This is a genomic window from Acetobacter sp. DmW_125128 (genome assembly GCF_008704325.1).
GTDB lineage: Bacteria > Pseudomonadota > Alphaproteobacteria > Acetobacterales > Acetobacteraceae > Acetobacter > Acetobacter oryzifermentans.
The window spans coordinates 13,547-37,876 of sequence record NZ_VHOP01000003.1 but is presented as its reverse complement, the minus strand read 5'-3'; the positions used below and the strand labels follow the sequence as shown (position 1 = coordinate 37,876).

General features: G+C 54.7%; 18 protein-coding genes. 8 read left to right on the top strand and 10 right to left on the bottom strand.

Going from position 1 to position 24,330, the window contains the following annotated elements:
- Window positions 1-86: 86 nt before the first annotated feature.
- The 4 genes from fusA to FKW19_RS01215 form a co-directional block, all read right to left on the bottom strand.
- The gene (gene fusA, locus FKW19_RS01235; protein ID WP_006116539.1) at window positions 87-2,174 is read right to left on the bottom strand and encodes an elongation factor G; all 2,088 of its coding nucleotides are present in this window, start codon (window positions 2,172-2,174) and stop codon (window positions 87-89) included.
- Window positions 2,175-2,402: 228 nt separating this feature from the next.
- Entirely contained in the window at window positions 2,403-2,708 is a 306-nt protein-coding gene (gene rpmB, locus FKW19_RS01225) for a 50S ribosomal protein L28 (RefSeq protein ID WP_003624085.1), read from the bottom strand.
- A gap of 117 nt (window positions 2,709-2,825) precedes the next feature.
- Window positions 2,826-3,119 (bottom strand): hypothetical protein, encoded by a 294-nt coding sequence (locus tag FKW19_RS01220; RefSeq protein WP_035352632.1) that lies wholly within the window; start codon window positions 3,117-3,119, stop codon window positions 2,826-2,828.
- Window positions 3,120-3,215: 96 nt separating this feature from the next.
- Window positions 3,216-5,039, bottom strand: a complete 1,824-nt coding sequence (locus tag FKW19_RS01215) for an ABC transporter ATP-binding protein/permease (protein WP_193561094.1) — start codon at window positions 5,037-5,039, stop codon at window positions 3,216-3,218.
- Window positions 5,040-5,148: 109 nt separating this feature from the next.
- Between FKW19_RS01215 and FKW19_RS01210 the strand changes: the two genes are divergently transcribed.
- Window positions 5,149-6,021: an NUDIX hydrolase family protein gene (locus FKW19_RS01210; protein WP_089179237.1), complete on the top strand. Its 873-nt coding sequence runs from the start codon at window positions 5,149-5,151 to the stop codon at window positions 6,019-6,021.
- Window positions 6,022-6,025: 4 nt separating this feature from the next.
- On the opposite strand, the gene FKW19_RS01205 is transcribed toward FKW19_RS01210, so the two are convergent.
- From FKW19_RS01205 to FKW19_RS01195, 3 genes are read right to left on the bottom strand one after another with little or no spacing between them, the layout of a single operon-like run.
- Window positions 6,026-9,016 (bottom strand): [protein-PII] uridylyltransferase, encoded by a 2,991-nt coding sequence (locus tag FKW19_RS01205; protein ID WP_006116534.1) that lies wholly within the window; start codon window positions 9,014-9,016, stop codon window positions 6,026-6,028.
- Window positions 9,017-9,021: 5 nt separating this feature from the next.
- Window positions 9,022-11,670, bottom strand: coding sequence for a DNA mismatch repair protein MutS (gene mutS / locus FKW19_RS01200; RefSeq protein ID WP_089179239.1), 2,649 nt, complete (start codon window positions 11,668-11,670; stop codon window positions 9,022-9,024).
- Between the two features lie 40 nt (window positions 11,671-11,710).
- Window positions 11,711-13,585, bottom strand: a complete 1,875-nt coding sequence (locus FKW19_RS01195) for a tetratricopeptide repeat protein (protein WP_089179240.1) — start codon at window positions 13,583-13,585, stop codon at window positions 11,711-11,713.
- Between the two features lie 84 nt (window positions 13,586-13,669).
- Here FKW19_RS01195 and FKW19_RS01190 point away from each other — a divergent pair, with 84 nt between their 5' ends.
- The 7 genes from FKW19_RS01190 to FKW19_RS01160 all read left to right on the top strand — a co-directional run bounded on the left by FKW19_RS01190 (window position 13,670) and on the right by FKW19_RS01160 (window position 21,889).
- Window positions 13,670-15,175 (top strand): carboxypeptidase M32, encoded by a 1,506-nt coding sequence (locus FKW19_RS01190; RefSeq protein ID WP_089179241.1) that lies wholly within the window; start codon window positions 13,670-13,672, stop codon window positions 15,173-15,175.
- 143 nt (window positions 15,176-15,318) lie between these two features.
- Entirely contained in the window at window positions 15,319-16,470 is a 1,152-nt protein-coding gene (locus tag FKW19_RS01185) for an L-dopachrome tautomerase-related protein (RefSeq protein WP_089179242.1), read from the top strand.
- A gap of 67 nt (window positions 16,471-16,537) precedes the next feature.
- A complete protein-coding gene (thrC, locus tag FKW19_RS01180) occupies window positions 16,538-17,938 on the top strand; it encodes a threonine synthase (protein ID WP_006116529.1) in 1,401 nt (466 codons plus the stop codon).
- A 66-nt stretch (window positions 17,939-18,004) separates the two neighbouring features.
- Window positions 18,005-19,270 carry a pitrilysin family protein gene (locus FKW19_RS01175; protein ID WP_035352617.1) on the top strand — a complete coding sequence of 422 codons (1,266 nt, stop codon included), beginning with the start codon at window positions 18,005-18,007 and terminating at the stop codon, window positions 19,268-19,270.
- Window positions 19,267-20,607 carry a TldD/PmbA family protein gene (locus FKW19_RS01170; protein WP_089179243.1) on the top strand — a complete coding sequence of 447 codons (1,341 nt, stop codon included), beginning with the start codon at window positions 19,267-19,269 and terminating at the stop codon, window positions 20,605-20,607. The genes FKW19_RS01175 and FKW19_RS01170 overlap by 4 nt, the downstream gene beginning before the upstream one ends.
- Before the next feature lie 28 nt (window positions 20,608-20,635).
- Window positions 20,636-21,610 (top strand): TIM44-like domain-containing protein, encoded by a 975-nt coding sequence (locus tag FKW19_RS01165; RefSeq protein ID WP_089179937.1) that lies wholly within the window; start codon window positions 20,636-20,638, stop codon window positions 21,608-21,610.
- Window positions 21,611-21,697: 87 nt separating this feature from the next.
- Window positions 21,698-21,889, top strand: a complete 192-nt coding sequence (locus tag FKW19_RS01160) for a hypothetical protein (protein ID WP_089179244.1) — start codon at window positions 21,698-21,700, stop codon at window positions 21,887-21,889.
- Window positions 21,890-21,956: 67 nt separating this feature from the next.
- On the opposite strand, the gene FKW19_RS15920 is transcribed toward FKW19_RS01160, so the two are convergent.
- Genes FKW19_RS15920 through FKW19_RS01150 form a run of 3 tightly spaced genes read right to left on the bottom strand, consistent with a single transcriptional unit; the run spans window position 21,957 to window position 24,318 of the window.
- Window positions 21,957-22,091 carry a hypothetical protein gene (locus FKW19_RS15920; protein ID WP_255411703.1) on the bottom strand — a complete coding sequence of 45 codons (135 nt, stop codon included), beginning with the start codon at window positions 22,089-22,091 and terminating at the stop codon, window positions 21,957-21,959.
- 5 nt (window positions 22,092-22,096) lie between these two features.
- On the bottom strand, window positions 22,097-23,065 hold the full coding sequence (locus FKW19_RS01155) for a heme o synthase (protein WP_089179245.1): 969 nt from the start codon (window positions 23,063-23,065) through the stop codon (window positions 22,097-22,099).
- Window positions 23,062-24,318 (bottom strand): cbb3-type cytochrome c oxidase subunit I, encoded by a 1,257-nt coding sequence (locus tag FKW19_RS01150; RefSeq protein WP_089179246.1) that lies wholly within the window; start codon window positions 24,316-24,318, stop codon window positions 23,062-23,064. Before FKW19_RS01150 ends, FKW19_RS01155 begins: the two co-directional genes overlap by 4 nt.
- Window positions 24,319-24,330: the final 12 nt, after the last annotated feature.

Genomic DNA, 24,330 nt, shown 5'->3' with positions numbered 1-24,330 from the left:
CAACGTAATCTGGTTTTGCACAATAAAAAAGCCGCCCCCTTTACAGGGAGCGGCCTTTATATTCCGAAACCGAAAAACGGCTGAAATTACTTGGACTGAGCCATAATTTCTTCAGCAACGTTGCGCGGCACCGGATCGTAATGATGGAACTGCATGGTGAAGGAAGCGCGGCCCTTCGTCATGGAGCGCAGGTGAGAAATGTAGCCGAACATTTCTTTCAGCGGCACATAAGCACGCACCATAACGGTGGAGCCTGAGGTTTCCTGGCTCTGGATCATGCCACGACGACGGTTCAGGTCACCCACCACGTCACCAACGTGATCGTTCGGGGTAGTGATTTCCACGTCCATAATCGGTTCCAGAATAACCGGACCAGCTTTTTTCATGCCATCACGGAAGCAAGCCTTAGCCGCGATTTCGAACGCCAGAGCGGACGAGTCAACGTCATGGTACTTACCGTCAAGCAGCGTGAACTTGAAGTCCACTGTCGGGAAGCCTGCCAGCACACCAGTAGAAGACTGAACGCGAATACCCTTTTCAACGGCCGGAATGTATTCTCTGGGAACAGAACCACCAACAACCTTGTTTTCGAACAGGATACCTTCGTTACGTTCAACCGGCTGGAACTCAATCTTCACTTCAGCGAACTGACCGGAACCACCAGACTGCTTTTTATGGGTATAGGTTTCCGTATGCGGCTGCGTGATGGTTTCACGGTATGCCACCTGCGGTGCACCCACATTTGCATCCACACCATATTCACGACGCAGACGGTCGATAATGATGTCCAGATGCAGTTCGCCCATGCCGGACAGAATGGTCTGGCCTGTTTCCTGATCGGTCTTGAGCTGCAGGGAGGGATCTTCACCAGCCAGCTTCTGCAGTGCCAGTGTCATCTTTTCCACTGCGTCCTTGGTTTTCGGTTCGACGGAGATGTCGATAACCGGAACCGGGAAGGACATACGTTCCAGAACAACCGGATCTGCCGGATCTGCCAGCGTATCACCTGTCTGGGAGTCTTTCAGACCCACAAACGCAGCAATGTCACCAGCGTGCACTTCTGTCAGTTCTTCACGCTTATCAGCATGCATCTGATAGATGCGGCCGATACGTTCTTTGTGGCCTTTGGTGGTGTTCAGAACCGTATCACCGGTTTTGAGCACGCCGCGATAAACGCGCACAAAGGTCAGCGTACCGTACTTATCGTTGATGATCTTAAAGGCCAAGCCAGCAAACTTACCATTCGGGTCAACCGGAATGATGGGCTGGTTTTTTTCGTCGTCTTCTTCACCTTCCGGCGGAGCGCAACGAATACCTTCAACATCGTCTGGAGCTGGCAGGTAGTCGATAATGGCATCAAGCAGAGGCTGCACGCCTTTGTTCTTAAACGCCGTGCCGCACAGAACCGGACGGAATTCGCCAGAAATAGCGCCCTTTTTGATGCAGCGCTTCAGGGTTTCAACAGAAACGTCACCCTTTTCGAAGTATTCTTCCATGGCTGCATCATCCACAGCCAGAGCCGTATCCAGCAGGTTCTGGCGTGCTTCTGCAGCCTTTTCCTTCAGGTCAGCCGGAATTTCTTCATCGTGGAACTTCGCACCAAGTTCACCGCCTTCCCAGACGATGGCCTTCATTTCCACCAGATCAACAACGCCAACAAACTTGTCTTCTGCGCCAATTGGCAGCTGAAGCGGGATAGCAACGATATCCAGCTTTTCTTTCAGCGTATCAAATGCGCGGTAGAAATCTGCACCGGTACGATCCAGCTTGTTGATGAAGATGATCCGAGGCACCTTGTAACGGTCTGCCAGACGCCAGTTGGTTTCGGACTGCGGCTGAACACCAGCCACACCTTCAATAATGAACACGGCCCCATCGAGCACACGCAAGGAGCGGTTCACTTCAATGTTGAAGTCGATATGTCCGGGCGTATCAATAATGTTGATACGGTGGCCGTCCCACTCACAGGTCACGGCGGCGGACGTAATGGTAATACCACGCTCACGTTCCTGAGCCATGTAGTCTGTTGTGGTGTTACCTTCGTGCACTTCACCAATTTTATGGGAAACACCGGTGTAGTACAGCATACGTTCGGTCGTGGTCGTCTTACCTGCGTCAATATGCGCGGTAATACCGATATTACGAATCTTGGACAGATCGGATGTGGCGGACACGAAAACCTCCAGAAAACAGGTCAGGCGCGAATGGGAATCCCTTCGCGCCTGTGGCCGCCGCGCGCCGTATTGGCACCTGTGATGTTAAAATCTTCAGGAAACCCGGCTGCCGGAAACCGGCCGATAGACGACGATGTCTGGCACCTTGCCAGACATCTACACCGCAGAAACCGGCCCACTCCACCAAAAGAGCAGATCCGGCTCCACTGAATTAGGTAAACCCCTGAATCAGGCGCCTGCGGCTGCCTGTTTTTTGGCCTGAGCGCGCAGAACGCGGCGCTTGATGACCTGTGCTTCTTCAGGAAGCTTGCGGTTAGGCGTGCTCAGCAGGAATGCATCCAAGCCGCCATTGTGTTCAATGGTGCGCAGGCCACGAGCACTTACGCGCATACGCACGGCAGAACCCAGAGTTTCGGAAACCAAGGAAGCATCCTGCAGGTTCGGCAGGAAGCGACGGCGGGATTTGTTGTTAGCGTGGCTGACGTTGTTTCCGGTCAGCACACCTTTGCCGGTAATCTGGCAACGACGGGACATTGTCTCATCCTTGTCTTATACAAAATAGGAACAGAGGGCCGAGACAAGCGCCCGGCGACCACATTCAGGATTGGCGCGGCTTATGGCTTAGCCACGGCTTTCAGTCAAGGGTTGTGCTCAGGCTTTCTCGTTTTCCTGCCCGGTCTGTGCCCGAACAGACGCATGCACTTCACCCGATCTAACGCTCTGAGCAGCTGAATCGAGAATGCGCAAAACGGTGTCCTTATCCATAATCTGGGCAAGAATACCTACAGAATTACCCAAAAGAGCGGATGCCACTGCCAGCGGCGGATATTTTTCACTCCGCAGATGTTCAATAGCGTGCTGAATAACCATATCGCACCGCGCCAGATCTTCGGGCACATCCATGTTCGGGCCTGCTGCGGGAGTCTGCCCTGCTGTTTCGGTCATCTCTTTTGATCCTTCATTTTTCTGCGTCCCACATTCTCTGCGGGCGCGCGATTCGTCAGACACAGCCAAGCCTTACCAGCAGGCCTCCGCCTTTTATCACGTCTCCTGCCCGCTTTCTCCCCCCTGAGCAGCCCACATGGATGCATACACCTCATTCTGGGCCAGCAGGGCTGCATGCGTGCCACGCTCAACAATATGCCCCTTGGCCATCACCAAAATTTCGTCTGCATCCACAATGGTGGACAAACGGTGGGCAATAACAAGAGTTGTGCGGCGTGCGGAAACCGTTTTAAGCGCTGCCTGTATTTCTTTTTCAGTATGTGTGTCTAACGCACTCGTGGCCTCGTCAAGCACAAGAACGCGTGGGTCTTTCAAAATCGTGCGGGCAATGGCCACTCGCTGCTTTTCTCCGCCGGACAGTTTAAGCCCGCGTTCACCCACCTGTGTTTCATACCCTTCGGGCAAGGACATGATAAAATCATGTATCTGCGCCAACTGGGCCGCATGCTGCACCTCTGCCGGTGTAGCCCCTAAGCGACCATAGGCAATGTTGTAACCAATGCTCTCGTTAAACAGCACGGTATCCTGCGGCACCACACCAATGGCGGCACGCAAGTCTGCCTGCCGATAATCGCGCACATCGTGCCCATCTACCAACACAGAACCCGACCACACATCGTAAAACCGAAACAACAACCGGCTGATGGTAGATTTTCCCGCCCCTGTCGTGCCTACGATGGCAACCTTACGGCCCGGCGCCACCTCAAAGCTGATACCGTGCAGAATTTCACGCTCTGGCCGGTATCCAAAATGCACATCCCTAAACGCCACCCGTGCAGGCGCAGAAACCTGCAAGCGTGTGGCTATAGGGAGAGGATGCGCAGGATCTGCAACTTCCACTTCCTCTTCCGCCAGCCCTAGCATGTGTTCCAGATCAACCAGTGCAGTGCGAATGGCAGAATAGACAGAACCCAGAAAATTTAGTGGCCCATAAAGTTGCAGCAAATACGTGTTGACCATAACAAACTCGCCAACCGTAATGCGCCCGGCCTCAATATCGTGCCCACCCAACAGCATAATGGCCGTAAGAGACAAAGCGATAATGGCTGCCTGCCCGAAATTGAGAAAGCCTAAGGAATACTGCGTTTTGCGCGCGGCCTGTTCGTAGCGCGCCTGTGCACTATCATACCTTTGGGCTTCGTGCGTTTCGTTGCCAAAATATTTTACGGTTTCGTAATTCAGCAGGCTATCTAGCGCTTTGCCTGTGGCCTCGCTGTTGGTTTCATTCATCTCACGCCGGATTCCCAACCGCCAAGATGTAAACCGTACAGTAAACAGAATGTAGGCCGCAATCATCAGCGCCATCAACGCCACATACTGCCAATTAAAAACACGCCAGATAACCACCATCACCAACGCCGCCTGCAGGATGGTGGGGGAAATAGACATGATCATCCGCAGCAGCGTTTCCACGGCCTCTGTGCCGCGCTCAATAGCACGCGTGACCCCTCCGGTGCGCCGATCCAGATGAAAGCGCAAGGAGAGCGCGTGCATATGCTCAAAACTACGGTAAGCCGCCTGCCTTGCCACTCTAAACCGGACTGGCGCAAATAAAGCATCTCGCAAATTGGTAAGGGCCGCGGAAACCAGCCGCACCAATCCGTAACAGAGAATTAAAGCCGCAGGCGCCATGGCCAGCGAGTGAGGATGCGTAAACCTATCCACCACCTGGCTGTAAACTAACGGAACACCCAACGTGGCCAGTTCGCCCCCAAGCATAACCACAAGAACCAGTACAACCCGCCAACGCAGGGCACGATTTTCCTGTGGCCACAAATATGGCAGTAAACGCGAAAGTGTGATGGAAACCGGCTTTTTAAGCGGCCCGGCAGCCGCGCGACGTGGTGGCATAACTCGCATGTGCCATGCTGGGCGCATTTTGCAACCCCGCCACACCTTGCCACCGCCTTTGCCACACCCGATAACAACCTTAAACACGCTCGGCACAGTTCAACAGGATTTTGTTTCCATGTCCCCCGACATCACGCCCTTTCTTCGGCATCTCAGGCAGTGCAACACTGCTATCATTCCTGGCAAACGTGCCCCTTTTTCTCTGGCTGGCACATCTGCCGGGTGGATTACGCCAGAACTGTTTGACAGGCTGGAAAAAGCAGGCTTGGGCAACCGCACAACAGGTTTTAACCTGCCAGACCCGAGCAAGCTGGAAGCTTTGGGTGAAGCTTTGGCGCAAGAAGGTTTTTACCGCTCCCACCACGAACTGTTTGATGTGCGAACAGATGTAGGTGAACCTGCCATTGCCCGCATTGATCGTGGAGCCTTGCCTCTTTTTGGGCTGGTGGCCACGGGCGTGCACATGAACGGGCTGGTGCGCAAAGCAGACGGTCTTTATCTGTGGACAGGACGCCGGGCTGCAAACAAGCGGCTAGACCCTTCCAAGCTAGACCACTTGGTAGCAGGCGGCGTACCTACAGGCCACACCCCGCGTGAAGCCCTGATTAAGGAAGCAGCAGAAGAAGCCAGCATTCCCCACAATCTTGTAGCTCAGGCACAGGAAACGGGGCATCTGGTTTACGCCATGGAGCGGCCAGAAGGACTAAGGCGAGATATTCTTGTTTGTTATGATCTCTACCTGCCTGAAAGCTTTGAACCAGAAGCCGCTGATGGCGAAGTGGAATCTTTCGCGCTGTTGCCGCTAGCTAAAGTGTTCCAGATTGTGCGAGATACGGATGAATTTAAGTTCAACGTCAATCTGGTACTGATTGATCTGTTCCTGCGCCATGGCCTGATAGATGCCAACACATTAGCAGGCCAACAGCTACGCACGGGGCTTAACCACGGTCTTTCCGCTGCCAGCCCCGGACACCACCCTGTTTCAGCCTGATTTTTCAGGCTGAATAGCGGGCATCTGCGCAAGCGCTGGCCTCGGCTTCAGCTTCCTTCAGCCCGGCCAGCAAGCGCTCACGGATTTCTTCCAGCCGTTTTTTATCCGTAATTTTCAGGCCAAACAGGTCTTTTACGTAAAAAACGTCCACTGCTCGCACACCATACGTAGTGATATGGGCAGAGGCAATTTGCAGGTTCTCACGACTCATGGCGGCCGTGACGTCATGCAGCAGGCCGGGACGATCGCGCCCGTTGATTTCAATAACGGTGTACGTATTGGAAATGCCGTTATCTATCACCACACGTGGCGGAACATGAATGGCCCGCATACGCATGGGCATATGGCCAAATCCGGCCCGCGCAATTTCTTCACTAATATCAATATGGCCGCTTAAGCCCTGCTCAATCAAAGATGCCAAACGGGCAAGCTTGTGTGTTTCTTCATAGGCCTGTCCAGAGGTATCCTGAATCCAGAACGTATCCAGCGCCATGCCGTGTGTCATGGTATGAATACGCGCATCCACAATGGAAGCCCCCGCCAAAGCCAAAGCCCCTGCTATTTTGGAAAACAGGCCCGGCACGTCCACTGTGTAAATGGTTACTTCCGTTACCCCACGCGCAGGCAGAGGCAGCACTTCTACCGTAAGTGGTGCATCCTTGGCATCTGCCGCCCGGATAAGCCGTGCATGGCGGCGATGTGTCTCATAGTCAAAGGAAAGCCAGTAACCAGCGTAACCCAGCCCTAAAAAGCGCTCGATATCCTTTTGGGGCACGCCTTCTTCAGTGAGAATATCGGCTGTAATTTCCTTGGCATGGCGCACGCGCACATCTCGTTCCGTGGTGGCCAGACCACCGGCCAGAACTTCTGCTACACGCACATATAGCTCACGCAGCAGCGTGGCCTTCCATGCGTTCCACACGCGGGAACTCACGGCGCGCATATCCACAATAGTCAGCAGCAACAGCAGCCGCAGACGTTCTGGAGACTGCACAATGTCTGCCACATCCAAAATGGTTTTGGGGTCATCAATATCGCGCTGGAACGCTGTATGGCTCAGCAGCAGATGATGCAGCACCAACCACGAAACAGTTTCTGTTTCTTCGCCGGACATACCTAAGCGCGGGCAAAGTTCAGCCGCAATTTCTGCCCCAATTTCAGAGTGGTCTCCACCCCGGCCCTTGGCAACATCGTGCAATAGAACGGACATATACAACGCCCGTTTGGAATGCAGCCCTTTTACCAGTTCATAGGCAATGGGGATTTCATCCGCCATGCGGCCAGAGGCCACTTCATCCAGAATACGCACGGCTTCTATGGTGTGCTCATCCACCGTAAACACATGGTACGTATCAAACTGCATCTGCCCGACAATGCGCGCCCAATCTGGAATCAGACGGCCAAAAATGCCGGTTTCGTTCAGAATATGCAGCCAGTGCGCATGCCCTGCTGGCGGATATTCCCCATAAGCGGCAGAATAGGACAAACCACTTTCTTCCACTACGGAAGGCACAGAAGCCGTTGCCGGACGACGGCGTGGTTTTTGCTCCACCGTGGATTCATCACCACACAGCAGATCAAGGAAAATACGCGCGGCTTCCGGGTTATCCCGCAGGCTGGTAGCCCGCCGCTCCCACCGGATGAGCTGATGCCGCGCCAACGGGTGCAGCGGACGGCGGCGCACACGCGCCCAATCCAGAATCTGCATCATTTTAATGGGTTCTTGATCGAAACTTACGCCACGATCAGGCAGAATCTGGCCATCCAGTAAGGTAAACCCGGCTTGCCGCATAGCTTCATCTGGCTTGGCGGCATTGGCCACCGGCCCTTGGGCCTGCCGAAGCACAGCGGGTTCTAAAACATGGGTTAACCGCATAACTTCCCGGGCTGTCAGGAAGTAGTGGCGCATAAAGCGCTCTACCCCATTTTGGCGCCCGTGCCGGGTATACCCCATGCGTGCGCCAATAACGGGCTGCATGTCAAAGGTCAGCCGTTCTTCTGCACGCCCTGCCACGTAGTGCAGATGCAAACGCACTGTCCACAAAAAGTCCCAAGACCGGCGGGCACGTGCGGCTTCCTGCTCTGTGAGCAGCCCCATCCAGATAAATTCCGGAGCCAAAAGATCTTTGACATGGCGCGTGCCAAAAGTGTTGCGGCACATCCAGTACAGGGTTTGCAGATCACGCAGCCCCCCGCGCCCTTCCTTTATGTTGGGCTCTACCAGATACGGGCTATCACCAAACCGCCGGTGGCGTTCCAAACGTTCACGCCGTTTATCATGAATAAAGCCAGCGGCACCTGCATCCACACAGGCTAGAATATAACGGGCCTCAAACGTGGCAAAAAGGGCTGAATCCCCAGCCAGCAAACGCGCATCAAGCAGCGCGGTGCGCACTGTGGTATCTTTTTTAGCTTCTTCAATACATTCATTGATTGTGCGGGTGGCATGCCCTACCTTCACACCCAGATCCCACAGGAAATATAGAACGTATTCAATAAGCGGATGTGCCCGTTCTGCACTTTCTTCCGCCACCAGAAACAGCAGATCAATATCGCTGAACGGGGCCAAAAGCCCGCGCCCATAACCACCCGTGGCGGCAATGGCAAAGCTGGGCAGCATGCCACTTTCTACAGTGCCCGCCCCAATGGTGGCGCGTACGGCCAGATCAACAATGGCACGCACCATAACATCGGTAAAAACAGCTATCTTTTTGGCTGCCCCAGCGCCTTTAAGTTCATGCCGTTCAAAACGGTTGCGTATATCCGCCTGATACCGCCCAAGATGACGGCGGAAAATGGCAACAGCATCATCCCGTTCAGGAATAACCGCATCTTCCGGTGTTGCATCTCTTAATTCCCGCGTCAGACACGCAGAAAGCATTTCTGGCGTTAGGGTTGCCAGCATGGTCATGTCGGACTGCTGCGCTGCGGCAGGCTCTACGGAAGGGGTGGGCATGAGAGGCGAGTTCTGCTCCTGAATGGGGTCTGGCGTCATAGTGTTTAGTCTGCCACTTGCGCATGTTCTTCTTGCGCCGCTTCCTTGCGCAATTCGTACAGAAGATCCAGCGCTGCGCGGGGTGTCAGACTATCCGGGTCGATTTCTATCAAACGTTTACTTAACGTATTTTGGGGCTCTGGGGGTAATGCCTTCTGCGTGTCAAACAACGGAAGAGGTTCGGGTATTGTATTTTCAGCACGTTCCAACTCCCGCAGCAGGCGCCCTGCCCGATCCACCACAGCGTGCGGCACACCAGCCAGCCGTGCAACGTGTACACCCCAGCTTTTTTTGGCTGATCCTGCAAGCACTTCATGCAAAAACACAATTTGCCCCCGCCATTCCCGCACCGCCATAGTATGCAAAGAAAGCCGCGGAAGTGTATCCACCAGGCGCGAAAGTTCATGAAAATGCGTTGCAAAGATTGCACGGCAGCGCACGCTTGAATGCAAAGCCTCCAGCACAGACCATGCAATTGCCAAACCATCCAATGTGGCCGTGCCGCGCCCAATCTCGTCCACCACAACAAGAGAACGCGGGCCAGCTTGGTTAAGAATGGCGGCAGTTTCCGTCATTTCCACCATAAAAGTGGAGCGCCCGCGCGCCAGATCATCCGAAGCCCCTACGCGAGAGAAAAGCTGATCCACCACTCCGATTCGGACCCGGTCTGCCGGAACAGGGAACCCCCCTTGCGCCAGAATAACTGCTAGCGCTGTCTGGCGCAGGTAGGTGGATTTACCGGCCATATTTGGCCCTGTTAGCAGCATAACCCGCTGCTGCGGTGCCAGATCACACGTATTGGGTGTAAAACGCGTGCCGGCTGGCAAGGCTGCTTCTACTACCGGGTGGCGGCATCCTTCCAACGCGAATGCGAAATCCTCCGTCACCTCTGGCCGGCACCACGTGCCACTTCCCGCAAGATCTGCACAGGATTGCAAAACATCCAGCACAGCCAAGGCCTGAGCCAAAACCGGCATACTGCGTTCTGCTAGAACCTGTTCTACCAACGCGCTGAATAACTCTTTTTCACGCTGAGATGCTTTTTCTGCGGCCTCGGTTATACGGGCATCCAGCGTTGAGAGTTCTTCTGTAGCAAAACGCGCATTGCTGGCTGTGCCTTGGCGCAAGATAAGTTCTGGCTTGTCCTTCAGCTTGGCGCTGGCCGCCACGGGCACTTCCATCACGTAGCCAAGCTGCGCATGGTGGCGGATTTTAAGGCTGTTTAGCCCATAATGCGCGGCATACTTCGCCTGCAAGCCTGCTATCAGACGGCGTGAATCATCTCGTAACCCTCGGTATTCATCCAGTTTGGCATCATAGCCCTGCGCGATAACGCCGCCATCATCCAACCGTGCTGGAAGGTTTTCTGCCAGCGCGCGCATGAGTTCAGCCTCTAGCGCTTGCCCTCCGCCTAACCTTGTAACCGCCTGATGTAACACCGGAGGTAATGAGGCCGCAGAGGCCGTAAGAATACGTGCGGCCTCCCGCGCTACCATAAGGCCATCGCGCATGGCGGCCAGATCTCGCGGTTGCCCACGCCCAAGGGATAAGCGACCTAATGCCCGAGCAATATCCGGTGCTTTTTTGAGTATTCCACGCAACGCCTCACGCCGCACAGAATCTTCTTTCAGCCACCACCAACCTTCCTGCCGGGCAGCAATCTGGCCTGCATGTGTAAGTGGGGCCGCCAGCCACTCTGCCAACATACGCGCACCTGCGGCACTGACCGTACGGTTTACGGCGGAAAATAGCGTGTGCTCATCCCCTCCATCCCGCGCACGCAAAATATCCAAACTGGCCCGTGTGGCCGGATCTATGCCCAGAATCCCGCTTTCGTTTTGTGGAACAGGATGTGCCAAACGTGGCAACTTGCCAGCCTGACTACGCTGAACGTATTCCACCGCCATGGCAGCGGCCACGCTTTCTTCATCCGTAAAAGTGCCAAAGGCTTCTATGCTGGCCACATCAAAGGCACTGGCCAAACGCTGGCGGGCCGTATCTGCGCCAGATGCCACAGTTTCCGGCGCACGGCGGGCCTCATAATCCGCCAGATTGAGAACGGCAGGTGCAAGAACTTCCGCAGGGTCCAAACGGCCTAAAAGCGCGGGAAGCCCCTTGCCTGTCAGGCTTTCAGTTTCAAATAAGCCGGTTGAAACATCAATCCACGCCGCGCCAATAACTGTATCCGCAAAGGATGCCTCAGCTTTTTTGCCTTTCCCCTGCGGCGCTGTGAGCGCCAGCGCAAGCAAAAGGTTGGAACGCCCCGGTTCCAGCAATTCATCTTCTGTTAGCGTGCCGGGGGTAATCACCCTTACAACACCACGCGCCAAAGGCCCCTTGTTTGCTGGCCTGCCTTTACGGGGTGTTTCTGTCTGCTCTGCCACCGCCACCCGGAAACCACGCCGGATCAAACGCGCAAGATAAGCTGGGGCCGCCGCCACAGGCACCCCGCACATGGGAATCGGTTCCCCCGCATGTGTGCCGCGTGCTGTTAGGGCAATATCCAGCGCGGCAGCAGCAGCCGTGGCATCATCAAAAAACAGTTCGTAAAAATCGCCCATACGGAAGAACAGCAGGGCTTCAGGATTTTCGGCCTTGAGGGTGAACCACTGCGCCATTGCCGGCGTAGCGCCTTTGGAGGAAATGCGTGTCATACCGCTATCATAAAGTGCTCTCGCACAGCGGCAACAGCCTTTAGGGCACCATATCCGTGCGTTTTTCAGCCATCTTCTGCAAAACCTGCACAACAGTTGCGATACAGGGCTGCCACGGGGCATCACCCTCGCCGGCCTGAGGCTGGCGAATAACCCTAACGGAAGGATACCACAGGCTTCGCACCTCTCCGTCTGGTTGCGTAATGGTGGAACCAGCCGCCCAGCGCCAGTCTCCACCAAAGCGATCCAGCAGCAACACGGGCAGCCCGAGTAAACCACCCAAATGCGCTATCATCGTATCCACGGTTATCACCACATCCAGCCCCGCCATAATACGGAATGTGTCCAGCACATCCCCTTGCGGCAATTGTGCCATTGGAAACGGAGTTTGCTGCGCTTCCGCATTTTTTTGGAGAGACTGAAACACAATATTATTCAGCCGCCCCAATGGTTCGAGCACTTGCGGATGGATCGAACGCCTGCGATCAAACTGATAAGTTGGGTTACCCGCCCAACATAGCCCGACATGCAAAGCAGATTTTTTGCCGGGTGCAGACTTTTGAACACCCGCAATATCGGGCTGCCACGCAAACGGCACTTCCATCCCCAGCACATCAGGTAGGCTCATAAGCCCGCAAGCTGCTTTAGCTTTTAAAGTGCGCTGGCTTGTACATACCGTTACATTTGGCAGGCGCGCTACATCCATCTGTTGCACAAAACTGCATATGCTTTGCGGCACATACAGCAGCACCGGAACGCGCCGCGCCGCCGGAGCAACATAACGCAGAAATTGCAATACATCGCCCAACCCTTGCTCTGCATATAGCAACACCGGGCTTTCCTGTGGCGTACCGTCCCATTGCGGCAAGCCAGCCGCACACGCCGGAGGGGCAACAATCTGGCGGCGTGCCGCAAACAATTTCCAGCCCTGAGCAAAACGACCTTCCGCTAAATACAACACGCCGAGGTTCATCCGTGCACGAGCGGCATCCATACCTTTGCCTGCTAGGGTTTCTGCCCTGAGGAACAATGCCTCTGCCCGCTCATTCTCTCCTAAATCAGCAAGAGCCGTAGCGTAATTGAGCATCAAGCGGGCATCATTCTGCTGTAATGCACACGCAAGTTGGAGTTCTTGGGCAGCATTTTCCAACTGCCCAAGCGCCATATGCACCAGCCCCAGATTGCTGCGTGTTTCTGCCGCTTCGGGTTCTAATTGCACAGACTTTGCCAGAACGTCTCGGGCCTGCTCATAACTGCGCGTGGCAAACAACGCTGCTCCATGGTTAGCCAGAGCAGGCGCAGATGTTGGCAACTCTGCGGCCACAACCCGAAAATAGGGTTCGGCTTCTGCCGCCTTGCCTGCCCCATGCAGGATCATGCCATGTAGATTTTGCGCAAACAGATTTTGTGTATCCAGCCGTAAAGCTTTGCCGGAAACCTCTATCGCTTTTTCCAACTGCCCATGGCGGGACAAAAAAGCTGCCAGCGCCAGATGGCGTTCCTGCTCCAATGGCCGCAATCTTATGGTCGTGCGCAAAGCGCGTTCGGCCTCTGCAATACGATGCTGTGCTTCCAGAACCGAGGCCATAGCATCATGCGCGCGTGGGTCTCTTGGTGATGCAAGAACAGCAACATGAATGGCTGCCCGTGCAGCCTCTATTTGCCCTTCTGCCAACAAAGCCAAACCCAACGTAATATGAAAATGCGGTTCGGCCTGTAACTGCACAGCCTTGGCCGCCAAGGCCACTGCGGCGCGGTTCTCTCCACCCGCACGCGCCACACAGGCCATGCCATGCAGTGCGCCCGCATGGCCCGGATTCTGCTGCAAGCAGTTTTGCAAAACACGCAAAGCCTGTTCCGCATTACCCTGCGCCAGCAATACCAGTGCAGATTCGACCTGTGTATCTATCTGCATGGTTATAGCTAACTCCTTTTTGTCATCTGAGATGCCTCAGAAAGTGCATTCCGTGCGCGGCGTGTATGCTTTACCATATAGGCCATGAATAAAGCCTATCTTTCCCTTGAACGCCACTTTGCCCGCCTTTCCTCCCTGAATGATGCCATCGGCATACTCTGCTGGGATAAAGAGGTGATCATGCCCTCCGGCGCAGCAGAACGCCGGGCAGAAAATCTGGCAATGCTGGAAGGTCTGCGCCACGAAATTCTGACTGCTCCAGTTGTTACCGCACTACTAGAACAGGCAGAACCGGGTGATGATGTTTGGCGCCGCGCCAATCTGGAAGAAATGCGCCGCCTGCACGCCCACGCCACAGCCTTACCCGGAGAACTGGTGGAAGCCAGCACGCAGGCCACGGCGCGCTGCGAAATGGTATGGCGCACTGCACGCGAGAATGGTGATTTTGCAGCCATTCTTCCCACGCTTTCTGAAGTGCTACGCCTCACGCGTGAAGTTGCTTTTGCTACAGGGGAAAAGCTGGGCCTCTCCCCTTACGATGCACTGCTGGATACGTTTGACCCCGGCACCCGCCAAACAGATATAGACCCGGTTTTTACACAACTTGCTGCTGGTTTGCCTGAACTGATTGGCACAGTGCTGGAAAAACAGAACAGCCTACCCGCCGCCACGCCATTGCCTGGGCCATTTTCCGTGCCGCGGCAGGAAGCTCTGGGCCGCCAGCTTATGCAGCAGCTTGGGTTTGATGTAACGCGCGGACGGCTGGATGTCAGCACCCATCCTTTCTGCGGTGGGGCAACGCATGATGTGCGGCTGACCACCCGTTATGATGAAAATGATTTCATCCCCGCCATGATGGGTGTGCTACATGAAACCGGCCACGCACTATATGATATGGGCCTGCCGCAAGCATGGCTCTCTCAGCCCGTTGGGCAGGCCGGGGGCATGACGCTGCATGAAAGCCAATCGCTGCTGATGGAAATGCAGGTGTGCCGTTCCAACGCTTTTGCGGGGTGGCTTGCACCCAAACTTCAGGCCGCTTTTGATGTCCCCACAACCACCGCTGGCTGGAATGCACAAAATATTCACCGGCTTCTCACCCAGGTGCAGCCAGGCTTTATTCGGGTTGACGCTGATGAAGTCACGTACCCGGCTCATATTCTGGTACGTTATGAACTGGAAAAAGCACTAATTTCTGGTGATTTACCGCTGGCCGACCTGCCCACTGCGTTTAATGAGCGCATCCATGCACTTCTGGGGTTGCATGTGCCAGATGATGGGCGCGGCTGCTTGCAGGATATTCATTGGCCGGAGGGGCTGTTCGGTTACTTCCCGTGCTACACTCTTGGCGCCTTAACAGCCGCACAACTGCGAGAAGCCGCTTGCAAACAGGTGCCGCAAATTATGCCTGCCATTGCCAAAGGTGATTTTACGCCGCTGTTGGGCTGGCTGCGTGAAAACGTGCATAGCCGTGCACGCAGCGCCTCCATGCCCCAGATTGTACAGGACGCCACAGGGCGCAAGCTGGATGCCTCGGCCTATCTGGCCCATATCCAGCGCCGTTATGTGGAACGCGCGGAAGACGCATAAGCCAACGTTTCTTTCCTTCATGTCTGAATGTGGCAGCGGGGCATCCGCCCCGCACAGAACGCGTTTGCATAAACGCCTTACAGCCCCGAGACTGCCACATTCATTTTTCACCCGTTTGCAAGATTTCTGACCGGACGCCCCTGATGAAGCATTCTTTCCTGCGTTCTGTTCTGCCGCGCCGCACGGTTTGCCGTGCCATGCTGGCGGCTGCCCTGCTCTCTCCTTTTATCGGACACTCTGCATGGGCAGTGCATATGCCCAAAGTGCCGGAACTTCCTGCGTCTGCATTGGTGCCTTTTATGCAGTCCAACCAACAGATATGGGATGCCATTCTGCCCTTGCCGGATGGACGGATGTTGCTGGAAGCCCCTGCGTGGGTTGGCAACACAGGCCCGCAATTATGGGTAAGGCAGACTGATGGCAGCCTTGCCCCATACCCAGATGCAGGCTGGAATACCCGTGAGGCCACAAACGATACCCATTTTGTAGCCCTTGCAGGCATGACACGCACCGCAGATGGCAGCATCTGGGTGTTGGATAGCGGCGTACCGAACCGTGAAAAACCACCTGTTGCGGCCCCGCGCCTGATCCAGATTGACCCAACCACCAACATTGTCACCCACACAGTGCCGATAGAAGCCAATCTGCTGCATCAGGGCAGTATTCTTTCTGGCATTGCTGTGCATGGCACCACGGCTTACGTACCGGATTCTGGTGTAGCTGGACTGTTGCTTATTGATATTCCATCTGCATCCGGTCGGCGTTTTCTGGACCATCACCCTGCCCTTACCGCCACTAAGCCGATCCAGACCCCCACAGGCCCGCTGCTAAACGCGAATGGTCAGGCCATTGCCGTAGATACCAGCATGATTGCCGTAAGCCCGGATGGCACATGGATTGTTATGCAGCCACCCGCAGGTTTTCTGTATCGTGTTTCCACCTCTTTGTTCACGGACCCGGACGTTACTCCGGCAGCGTTTGAAGAAGGCGTGACACAATGGTATAAAACCCCCGCTTTGGGCGGTCTGACCATTGATAATGATGGCACGCTTTACTGGTCTGATATCACCACAGGTAGCATCCTGAGTTACACAGTTGGGCGCATTCCGCGCCGGTTGGTGATGGATGAGCGCCTGAAATGGCCCACCACGCCCGGTTTGGATGGCCACGGCCATTTGTACGTAGCAGCCAGTCAGCTTGATCACAGCGTAGGGTTTGGTGCTGCAACGCCTTCTATTTCATGGCCGATTACGGTGTATCAGCTTACGCTGCCCACAACGCCTCCACCCCAATAAAGACTACAGGCTTTTCCCCTAAAAAGGACACTTCGCGGCGTTCGCCATTCAGGATATAAGTTTCTCCATGCGCTATATTTCCACACGCGGGAATGCTCCCGTCCTTTCCTTTGCCGATGTTCTGCTTACCGGTCTTGCCGAGGATGGCGGCCTGTATCTGCCCGAAACATGGCCCGAATTCTCGCTATCTGATTGGGAAAGCCTGCGTGGCCTGCCCTATCCGGAACTGGCAGCCCGTGTTCTGGCCCCGTTTGCAGCACCGGACATAGATCTGGAAACACTGCGCGGCCTGTGCGCCAAGGCCTATGCCAATTTTGATCATCCAGCCATTGTACCACTTACGCAGGTGGAAGATGGGCTGTTTGTACAAGAACTGTTCCACGGCCCCACGCTGGCGTTCAAGGACATGGCCATGCAGGTGCTTGGCCAGCTTTTTGAACATGTGCTCACCCAGCGGAATGACCACGTCACCATTGTAGGCGCCACCTCTGGTGATACAGGCTCTGCCGCTATTGAAGCTTGCCGTGGGCGGGACCGTCTGTCTGTTATCATCCTGCATCCCAAAGGCCGCACCTCTGAAGTGCAGCGCCGCCAGATGACAACCGTTCTGGATTCCAACGTCACCAACCTCGCCGTTGAAGGCACGTTTGATGATTGTCAGGATCTGGTCAAAGCCCTGTTTGCTGATCTGCCTTTCCGCCGGGAAATGCATCTTTCAGCCGTCAATTCCATCAACTGGGCACGTATTGCAGCTCAGATTCCCTACTATGTTTATGCGGCTCTAAACTTTGGCGCCCCAGAGCGTGAAGTTTCCTTTGCTGTGCCTACAGGCAACTTTGGCAATATTCTTGCCGCTTGGGCCGCACGCAAAATGGGGCTGCCTATCAAGCACCTGTGCGTTGGCTCCAACCGGAATGACATTCTCACCCGGTTCCTGAACGCCAATGACATGACAATCAAAGGCGTGGTACCCAGCCTTTCCCCATCCATGGACATTCAGGTGTCTTCCAACTTTGAACGTCTGCTGTTTGAACTTCTGGGCCGTGATGCCGCTGCCTGCGCACGCATTATGACGGGCTTCCGCGCCACAGGGCATATGGATGTGCCTGAAGAAGTGTGGGAAAATGCCCGCACCGTTTTCTCTGGCCTTGCGCTGGATGATGAACAAACGGAAGCGGAAATTCGCAACCTGCACCAGCAGTCCAATTATCTGGCAGACCCACACAGCGCCATTGGTATTGCGGCTGGCCGCAAATTCCGGCAGGCTGGCGTGCCGATGATTGCAGAAGCCACAGCACATCCGGCCAAGTTCCCCGATGCCATGGTGGCGGCCACGGGTATCCATCCGGCATTGCCTGTGCATCTGGAAGATCTGTTTGAACGGGAAGAACGTTACCGCACTGTTCCGGCAACCGAAGGCGCAATTAAGGACGCTGTGCGCGCTGCGGTACTGGCAAACGCTCCCTAACACCCCACATCTTACTTTCCCGTGTCAGGCCGCCTTGCCCGGCGGCCTTTCTTTTTCAGGACAAGAATGACAGACCCCATCAACATTACCCGCCTGCCCTCCGGCTTAACTGTTGTGACAGAACGCATGGAACGGGTGGAAACAGTTTCTTTCGGGGCCTATGTGGCCACAGGCACACGCCACGAAACGGCAGAAGAAAACGGTGTTTCTCACTTTTTGGAACACATGGCCTTTAAAGGCACAACCAGCCGCTCCGCCCTGCGCATTGCCGAGGAAATCGAGAATGTTGGCGGGCACATCAATGCCTACACCGCACGGGAGCAGACTGTTTATTACGTCAAGCTTCTTAAGGAAAATCTGGGGCTGGGAGTTGATATCATTGGTGATATCCTCACCAACTCCACGTTTGATCCTGCGGAAATGGAGCGCGAACGCGGGGTTATTCTGCAAGAAATCGGACAGGCAAATGATACGCCTGACGATGTGATTTTTGATCATTTTCAGGAAACAGCTTTCCCTGACCAACCAATGGGCCGCCCAACATTGGGCACGGAAAGCCTGATCCGGGATATGAGCCGCGAAACCCTGATGCGCTATATGAAAGCGCATTACACCACGGACAACATGATTGTGGCAGCCGCTGGTAACTTGCACCATGAAGATGTGGTGCAGCGTGTGCAGCAGCATTTTGCCAACCTGTCCTCATCCTCTGCGCCGGTAACACTCTCTGCTCGTTATGGCGGCGGGGAATTCCGCCAGGTGAAGGAACTGGATCAGGCGCATGTTGTGCTGGGCTTTCCCTCCTTTGGATATGAAGACCCGGATTACTTTCCGGCTCTTCTGCTTTCCACGGTGTTGGGTGGTGGCATGTCTTCGCGCCTGTTTCAGGAAATTCGGGAAAAACGTGGACTTGTTTACTCGGTCTATTCCTTCAATGCACCGTTCACTGATGGTGGTATTTTCGGCATTTACGCAGGCACAGGCGCCAAGGAATGTGCGGAACTGGTGCCCGTAACGCTGGAAGAACTGAACAAAATTCAGCGGTATGTTACGGAAGAAGAACTGGTGCGCGCACGGGCACAGCTTAAGGCCTCGCTTTTGATGTCCCTAGAAAGTACCGGCAGCCGATGCGAACAGATTGCACGACAGTTGCAGATTTTCGGTCGGATTATTCCCACAGCCGAAACTGTCCGCAAAATTGAGGCTGTAAACGCTGGGGATATTTGCCGTGCGGCATCGCGCATCTTTACGGGCACACCCACGCTTGCGGCACTTGGCCCGATTGAGCACATTCCTTCCTTGCAGATCATTACGGAGAAACTGGCAGCATGACGGAACAAACCCTAGACCGTATTTCTGATCTGGTTGCCCGCGCACGCAAAGCTGGGGCAGATGCGGCAGATGCCGTATTTGTCCGCAGCGTGGCGGCAGGTGCCGGTGTCCGCAATGGCGTGACAGAAGAGCTGGAACGATCTGAAACCACGGATCTGGGGCTTCGTGTTTTTGCTGGCAAAAAAAGTGCCATTCTTTCTACCACCACGCCGGAACCTTCGCGCTTTGATGCGCTGATAGAACAAGCCATGGCCATGGCCCGCGTTCTGCCGGAAGATCAATACGCGGGGCTTAACCCACTAGCCCAGCAAGGCCGCTTTACCCAAAATGATCTGGAATTGGCAGATTCGGCTGAACCTACAACCGAAGAACTGTTGGCCCGTGCACGCTCTGGAGAAGAAGCAGCTCTGGGCATAAAAGGCGTGACCAACAGCGCCGGTAGCAGTGCCTCTTGTGGGCGCACAGAAGTATATCTGGTTACATCCGCCGGGTTTGCCGGAAGCTATACCCGTACGCAGCACTCCAACTCTGTATGCGTGCTGGCTGGTGCTGGTGACAGCATGCAGCGTGATTACGATTACCACGGCACAGTATGGCTGCGTGATCTGAAAGATGCGGCAGAACTGGGCAAAAGTGCCGGTGAAAAAGCCATTGCACGCCTTAACCCCATTAAACCCCGTACTGGCCGTTACCCTGTTGTGTTTCACCCGCGGGTAGCAAATAGCTTTTTGGGGCACTTTGCAGGAGCCATTACAGGCACGGCCATTGCCCGTGGTACATCCTTTTTAAAGAACAAACTGGAGCAGACTATTTTTGCCCAAAACGTAACCATTACGGATGATCCAACCCGCAAAAAAGGCCTGCGTTCCCGCCCGTTTGATGGTGAAGGCATGCAAGTTGCACCGTTGCATCTGGTAGAAAATGGCACTTTGCAAAGCTGGATTTTGGATAGCCGAAGTGCGCGCCAACTTGGGCTACAAAGCAATGCCCATGCCTCTCGCGGAACATCTGGCCCACCCGGCCCGTCTGCCACCAATCTGTTTTTTGAACCCGGCACACTCTCTCCCACCGAACTGATGGCGGATATCAAGGAAGGCCTCTATATTACCGAGATGATGGGATCTTCCATCAATGGCCTTACCGGTGATTACAGCCGTGGCGCTTCTGGGTTTATGATTCGCGATGGCAAGATTGCAGAAGCCGCTGCCGAGTTCACCTTGGCAGGCAACCTTCTGGATATTTTTGCGTCCATTACATTAGCTCATGATCTGGACTTCCGTTTTGGCACGGACGCCCCCACATTACGTACAGATGCCCTAAGCATTGCCGGGGCATAACCTCTCTCAGCCGGAGATTATTCTTTCTGTGAAACCCCGCATTTTTGCACCTGTTCTCACTGCCTTCCTAAGCATCAGCCTTCTTGCCGGGCCTTTGGCCCTGCATGCTGATGCCCGCCCCGGCCAAGGTGGCTCTATGGGTAGCCGTGGCAGCAGAACATGGAGCGCGCCCCCACCCACACCCACGGCACCTTATAGTGCGGCCCCAATGGAACGTTCCATTACGCCGCGCACCGCGCCTTCCCCTAACTATGGGCCGCAAACAGCACCGTTTGCACGTCCGGCGGCGCCCTTTGCTCAGTCTGGTGTTCGGCACCCATTCCTAACCGGATTTGCTGGTGGGTTTTTGGGGGCTGGCTTGTTCGGCCTATTGAGTGGGCACGGCTTTTTTGGCGGTATGCACAGCTTCTTCAGCCTGATCGGGTTGATGATCCAGATCGCCTTTGTGGTTATGATTGTTATGTGGCTGGTGCGGCGTTTCACTGGCAACAAAAGCTCTGGTGGCAGCCATTTTGCCATGGGTTCAGGCGGGGTAGCCAATGCACCGGGTATAACGCCTGGGGCAATGCCTTCTGCCGGTGGTGGAAGTGCCTCTTTGCAGATTAATACTGCGGATTATCAGGCTTTCCAGCAAACGCTAATGGACATCCAAACAGCGTGGAACCAGCAGAATATTCCGGCCATGCAGCAAATGGCCACACCTGAAATGGTCTCTTACTTTAACGAGCAGCTTTCTACCCTTGCCAGCCAAGGGGCCCGTAATGTTGTTTCGGATGTGCATTTCATCCAAGGCGATCTGGCAGAAGCATGGCGTGAAAACGGCATGGATTTTGCAACTGTTGCCATGCGCTACAGCCTGATTGACCTTACAACCAATGCCACTGGGCAGGTTATTCAGGGCAGTTCGACCGAGCCGGTGAACATTACCGAGCTATGGACCTTTACCCGGCCTTCTCGCGGGGGGCGTTGGCTTCTTTCCGCCATACAGCAAACCCGTCAGTAAGCACTGGCATTTTGTAGCCCTGCCCTTTAACCTTAAAGGGCAGGGCTTTTTATTGCCTACCTGATACCTACCGGGGGATATGCTATTATGCTGCTGCTTGAAGTTCTGACTGCATGCAGTGTTACGTTAGCAATCTGCTTTGGTGTGTTTTTTCTGTTCTGGCAGAAACGTAAACTGACAGAGCTGGAAGCGGATCTCATCCATTTGCGCACACAGGGCATAGATATCAGCAAAGATACGCTTCTAAACGCACAAAACCCTGCACAAAAGCAAGGCTAAGAGCTTATCTCACCGCAGCTCTATGCGCTGGGATGAGAAAGTATGGTTTGGCTTTAACAGCTAAACCTTATGGGTGAACCAAAGTTAGCCCGAACATGATACCCGCCAGCACCATCATAAACCCCAGCATGGTGCGCACACGTTCTTTTTGCCGTTTGTGCTTTTCTGTCTGCTCAAGCAGACCATCCTGCTGTGCATTCATACCACTTACACCCATGCCTGAAGGAAGTGATCTGCCAGCAGACCACAAAAAAGAAAGAACAGGTAGGCCAGAGAAAAGCGGAAGGAAATCCGGGCCGCTTTATCCCCTTTTAGGCTTACACCCTGTGCATCCTGCGGTTCCAACAACACGCGCACCGCACATGCCACAAACCCAAGGCCAAGCACCAAAGCTGTAACCGTATAAAGCCAACCGCACAGATGCATAAAGGATGGCACCAGAGAAACAGCCAGCAGTACCAGTGTGTAAATAAAGATCTGCCAACGTGTATGCCGCGCACCACGCACAACTGGCAGCATGGGAATACCTGCGCGCCCGTAGTCCTTACAGGCATACAGAGAGAGCGACCAAAAATGCGGAGGTGTCCAGAAAAAGACAATTCCGAACATTACAACAGGCAGAACGGCCATATGGCCTGTTACCGCTGCCCACCCGATCATGGGCGGGAATGCGCCAGCCGCACCGCCAATAACAATATTCTGGGGCGTGGAGCGCTTGAGCCACATTGTGTAAATAACGGCGTAAAAGAAAATAGAAAACGCCAGAATACCAGCAGCCAACGTATTGGTTGCCATCCACATCAAACACACGGAAAGGCAGGAAAGCCCTACCCCGTAAGCTAGTGCCTCGTTTTCTGGAATACGCCCACCCGGAATGGGGCGGGTGATAGTACGCTGCATTACGGCATCAATATCGCGATCATACCACATATTGATGGCACCGGCCGCACCCGAGGCCATACAGATGCAAAAGATGGTCACCAACGCCACAAAAAAATTCATGTGGCCGGGCGCGACAATCATGCCTGCCGCACCTGTAAAAACAACCAGTGAGATTACGCGTGGCTTTAATAGCTGAATCCAATCTCGCGCACGGGTGCCAACCTGATCGGCTTTAAACCGCGGACGACGTTCCGCTGTTGCTTCCAAGGAAGCTGTTGCCACGCTATCACTCATGCCCGGTATCCCTTGGAAACCTGAACAGGCATGGCCGCACAATGTGCTGTTGCCTGCTGGTTACGCCGAAAGCTCACCACCACAGCTCCAATAAAGCACAGGGCTGCCAAACCAAAAAATGCACCACTTGCCATTTGTGCACCCGGCACAAATACCAAGGCCGTAGCTACAGCAGTACAGGCAAAATGCAGATACGCCATAAGCTGCGGATACCAATATCCGCACTCCTCACCACGCCACAGATAAAAACCGCCGCACACAACATACAAGGCGCCAAGCTGAAGTGCAGAATGCAGGCCATTCCCCTGCACAAGTTGTACAAGCCAACCACCAGAAACCACGCTCATAAAACCCAAGCCCCACAGCAAAGGTACACGAAGTGTGGCACGGGCATTCCATGCACCTGCCAGCCACAATACAGCCAGACAGGTGGCCGCAAAGGAACACAGAGCCAGCATGGTGCTACCCACCTGCATGGCACCAGCACTTTCCGTGCCCTGCATAAAAACGCTTTTGGTCCATGCCACAACGCCAGAAGCAGCGGCGGCAGCCATAATGAACGCAACAGGTTTTTCAGAAAACTTGCCAACGCGGGCACTAATTTCAAACACCACACCAAAGCCAGCAAGCAGCACAACTAGCCCTACTGGGCCAGCAAAGCTTTCTACATTTACCGCAGTTGCATCATGCCAATGTTTAACAATCTGCCCGGCCATAACAGGCACCGTAAGCAGCATAACAGCGGCCGCCAGCATTTCTCCCCACACAAAAGGAGAGAATGGCTTGCGTTCATCCATATCGGCGCGGCTATCAAACACAGTTGCCAACAGGGCCATGCTTGTCATCAACGTGCCTACACACCACAGCAACGTAGCGGTTTTAAGCTCAGCCCCTGTAACCGTCAGCGCGGCTCCAGCAAAGACACACAGAAAACCAGCATCATTCAACCGCGGCAGCAATACGCCCGCACGCTGCACGGCACGCGGCAGCCATAAGGAACCAAATCCCCCCAGCAAAGCCGGAACAACAACATATAAAAGCATAAGAACAGGATGGGCCTGCACAACAGCATGCCATCCGGCTGTTGCTGGCATCATGCCCATTTCAGAAAGTGTAGAAGCACCTCCGCCAGCTAATGCCGCCAGAGCAGCCAGCACCACGTAAGCAGCCCCCGTGCCGTTCCCTTTTCTGGCAACACGCATGCCATCTCCAGATGTCTCATTCTGTTGGCTCTGGTTATGGGCGACCATCATGCTCCAATTTCC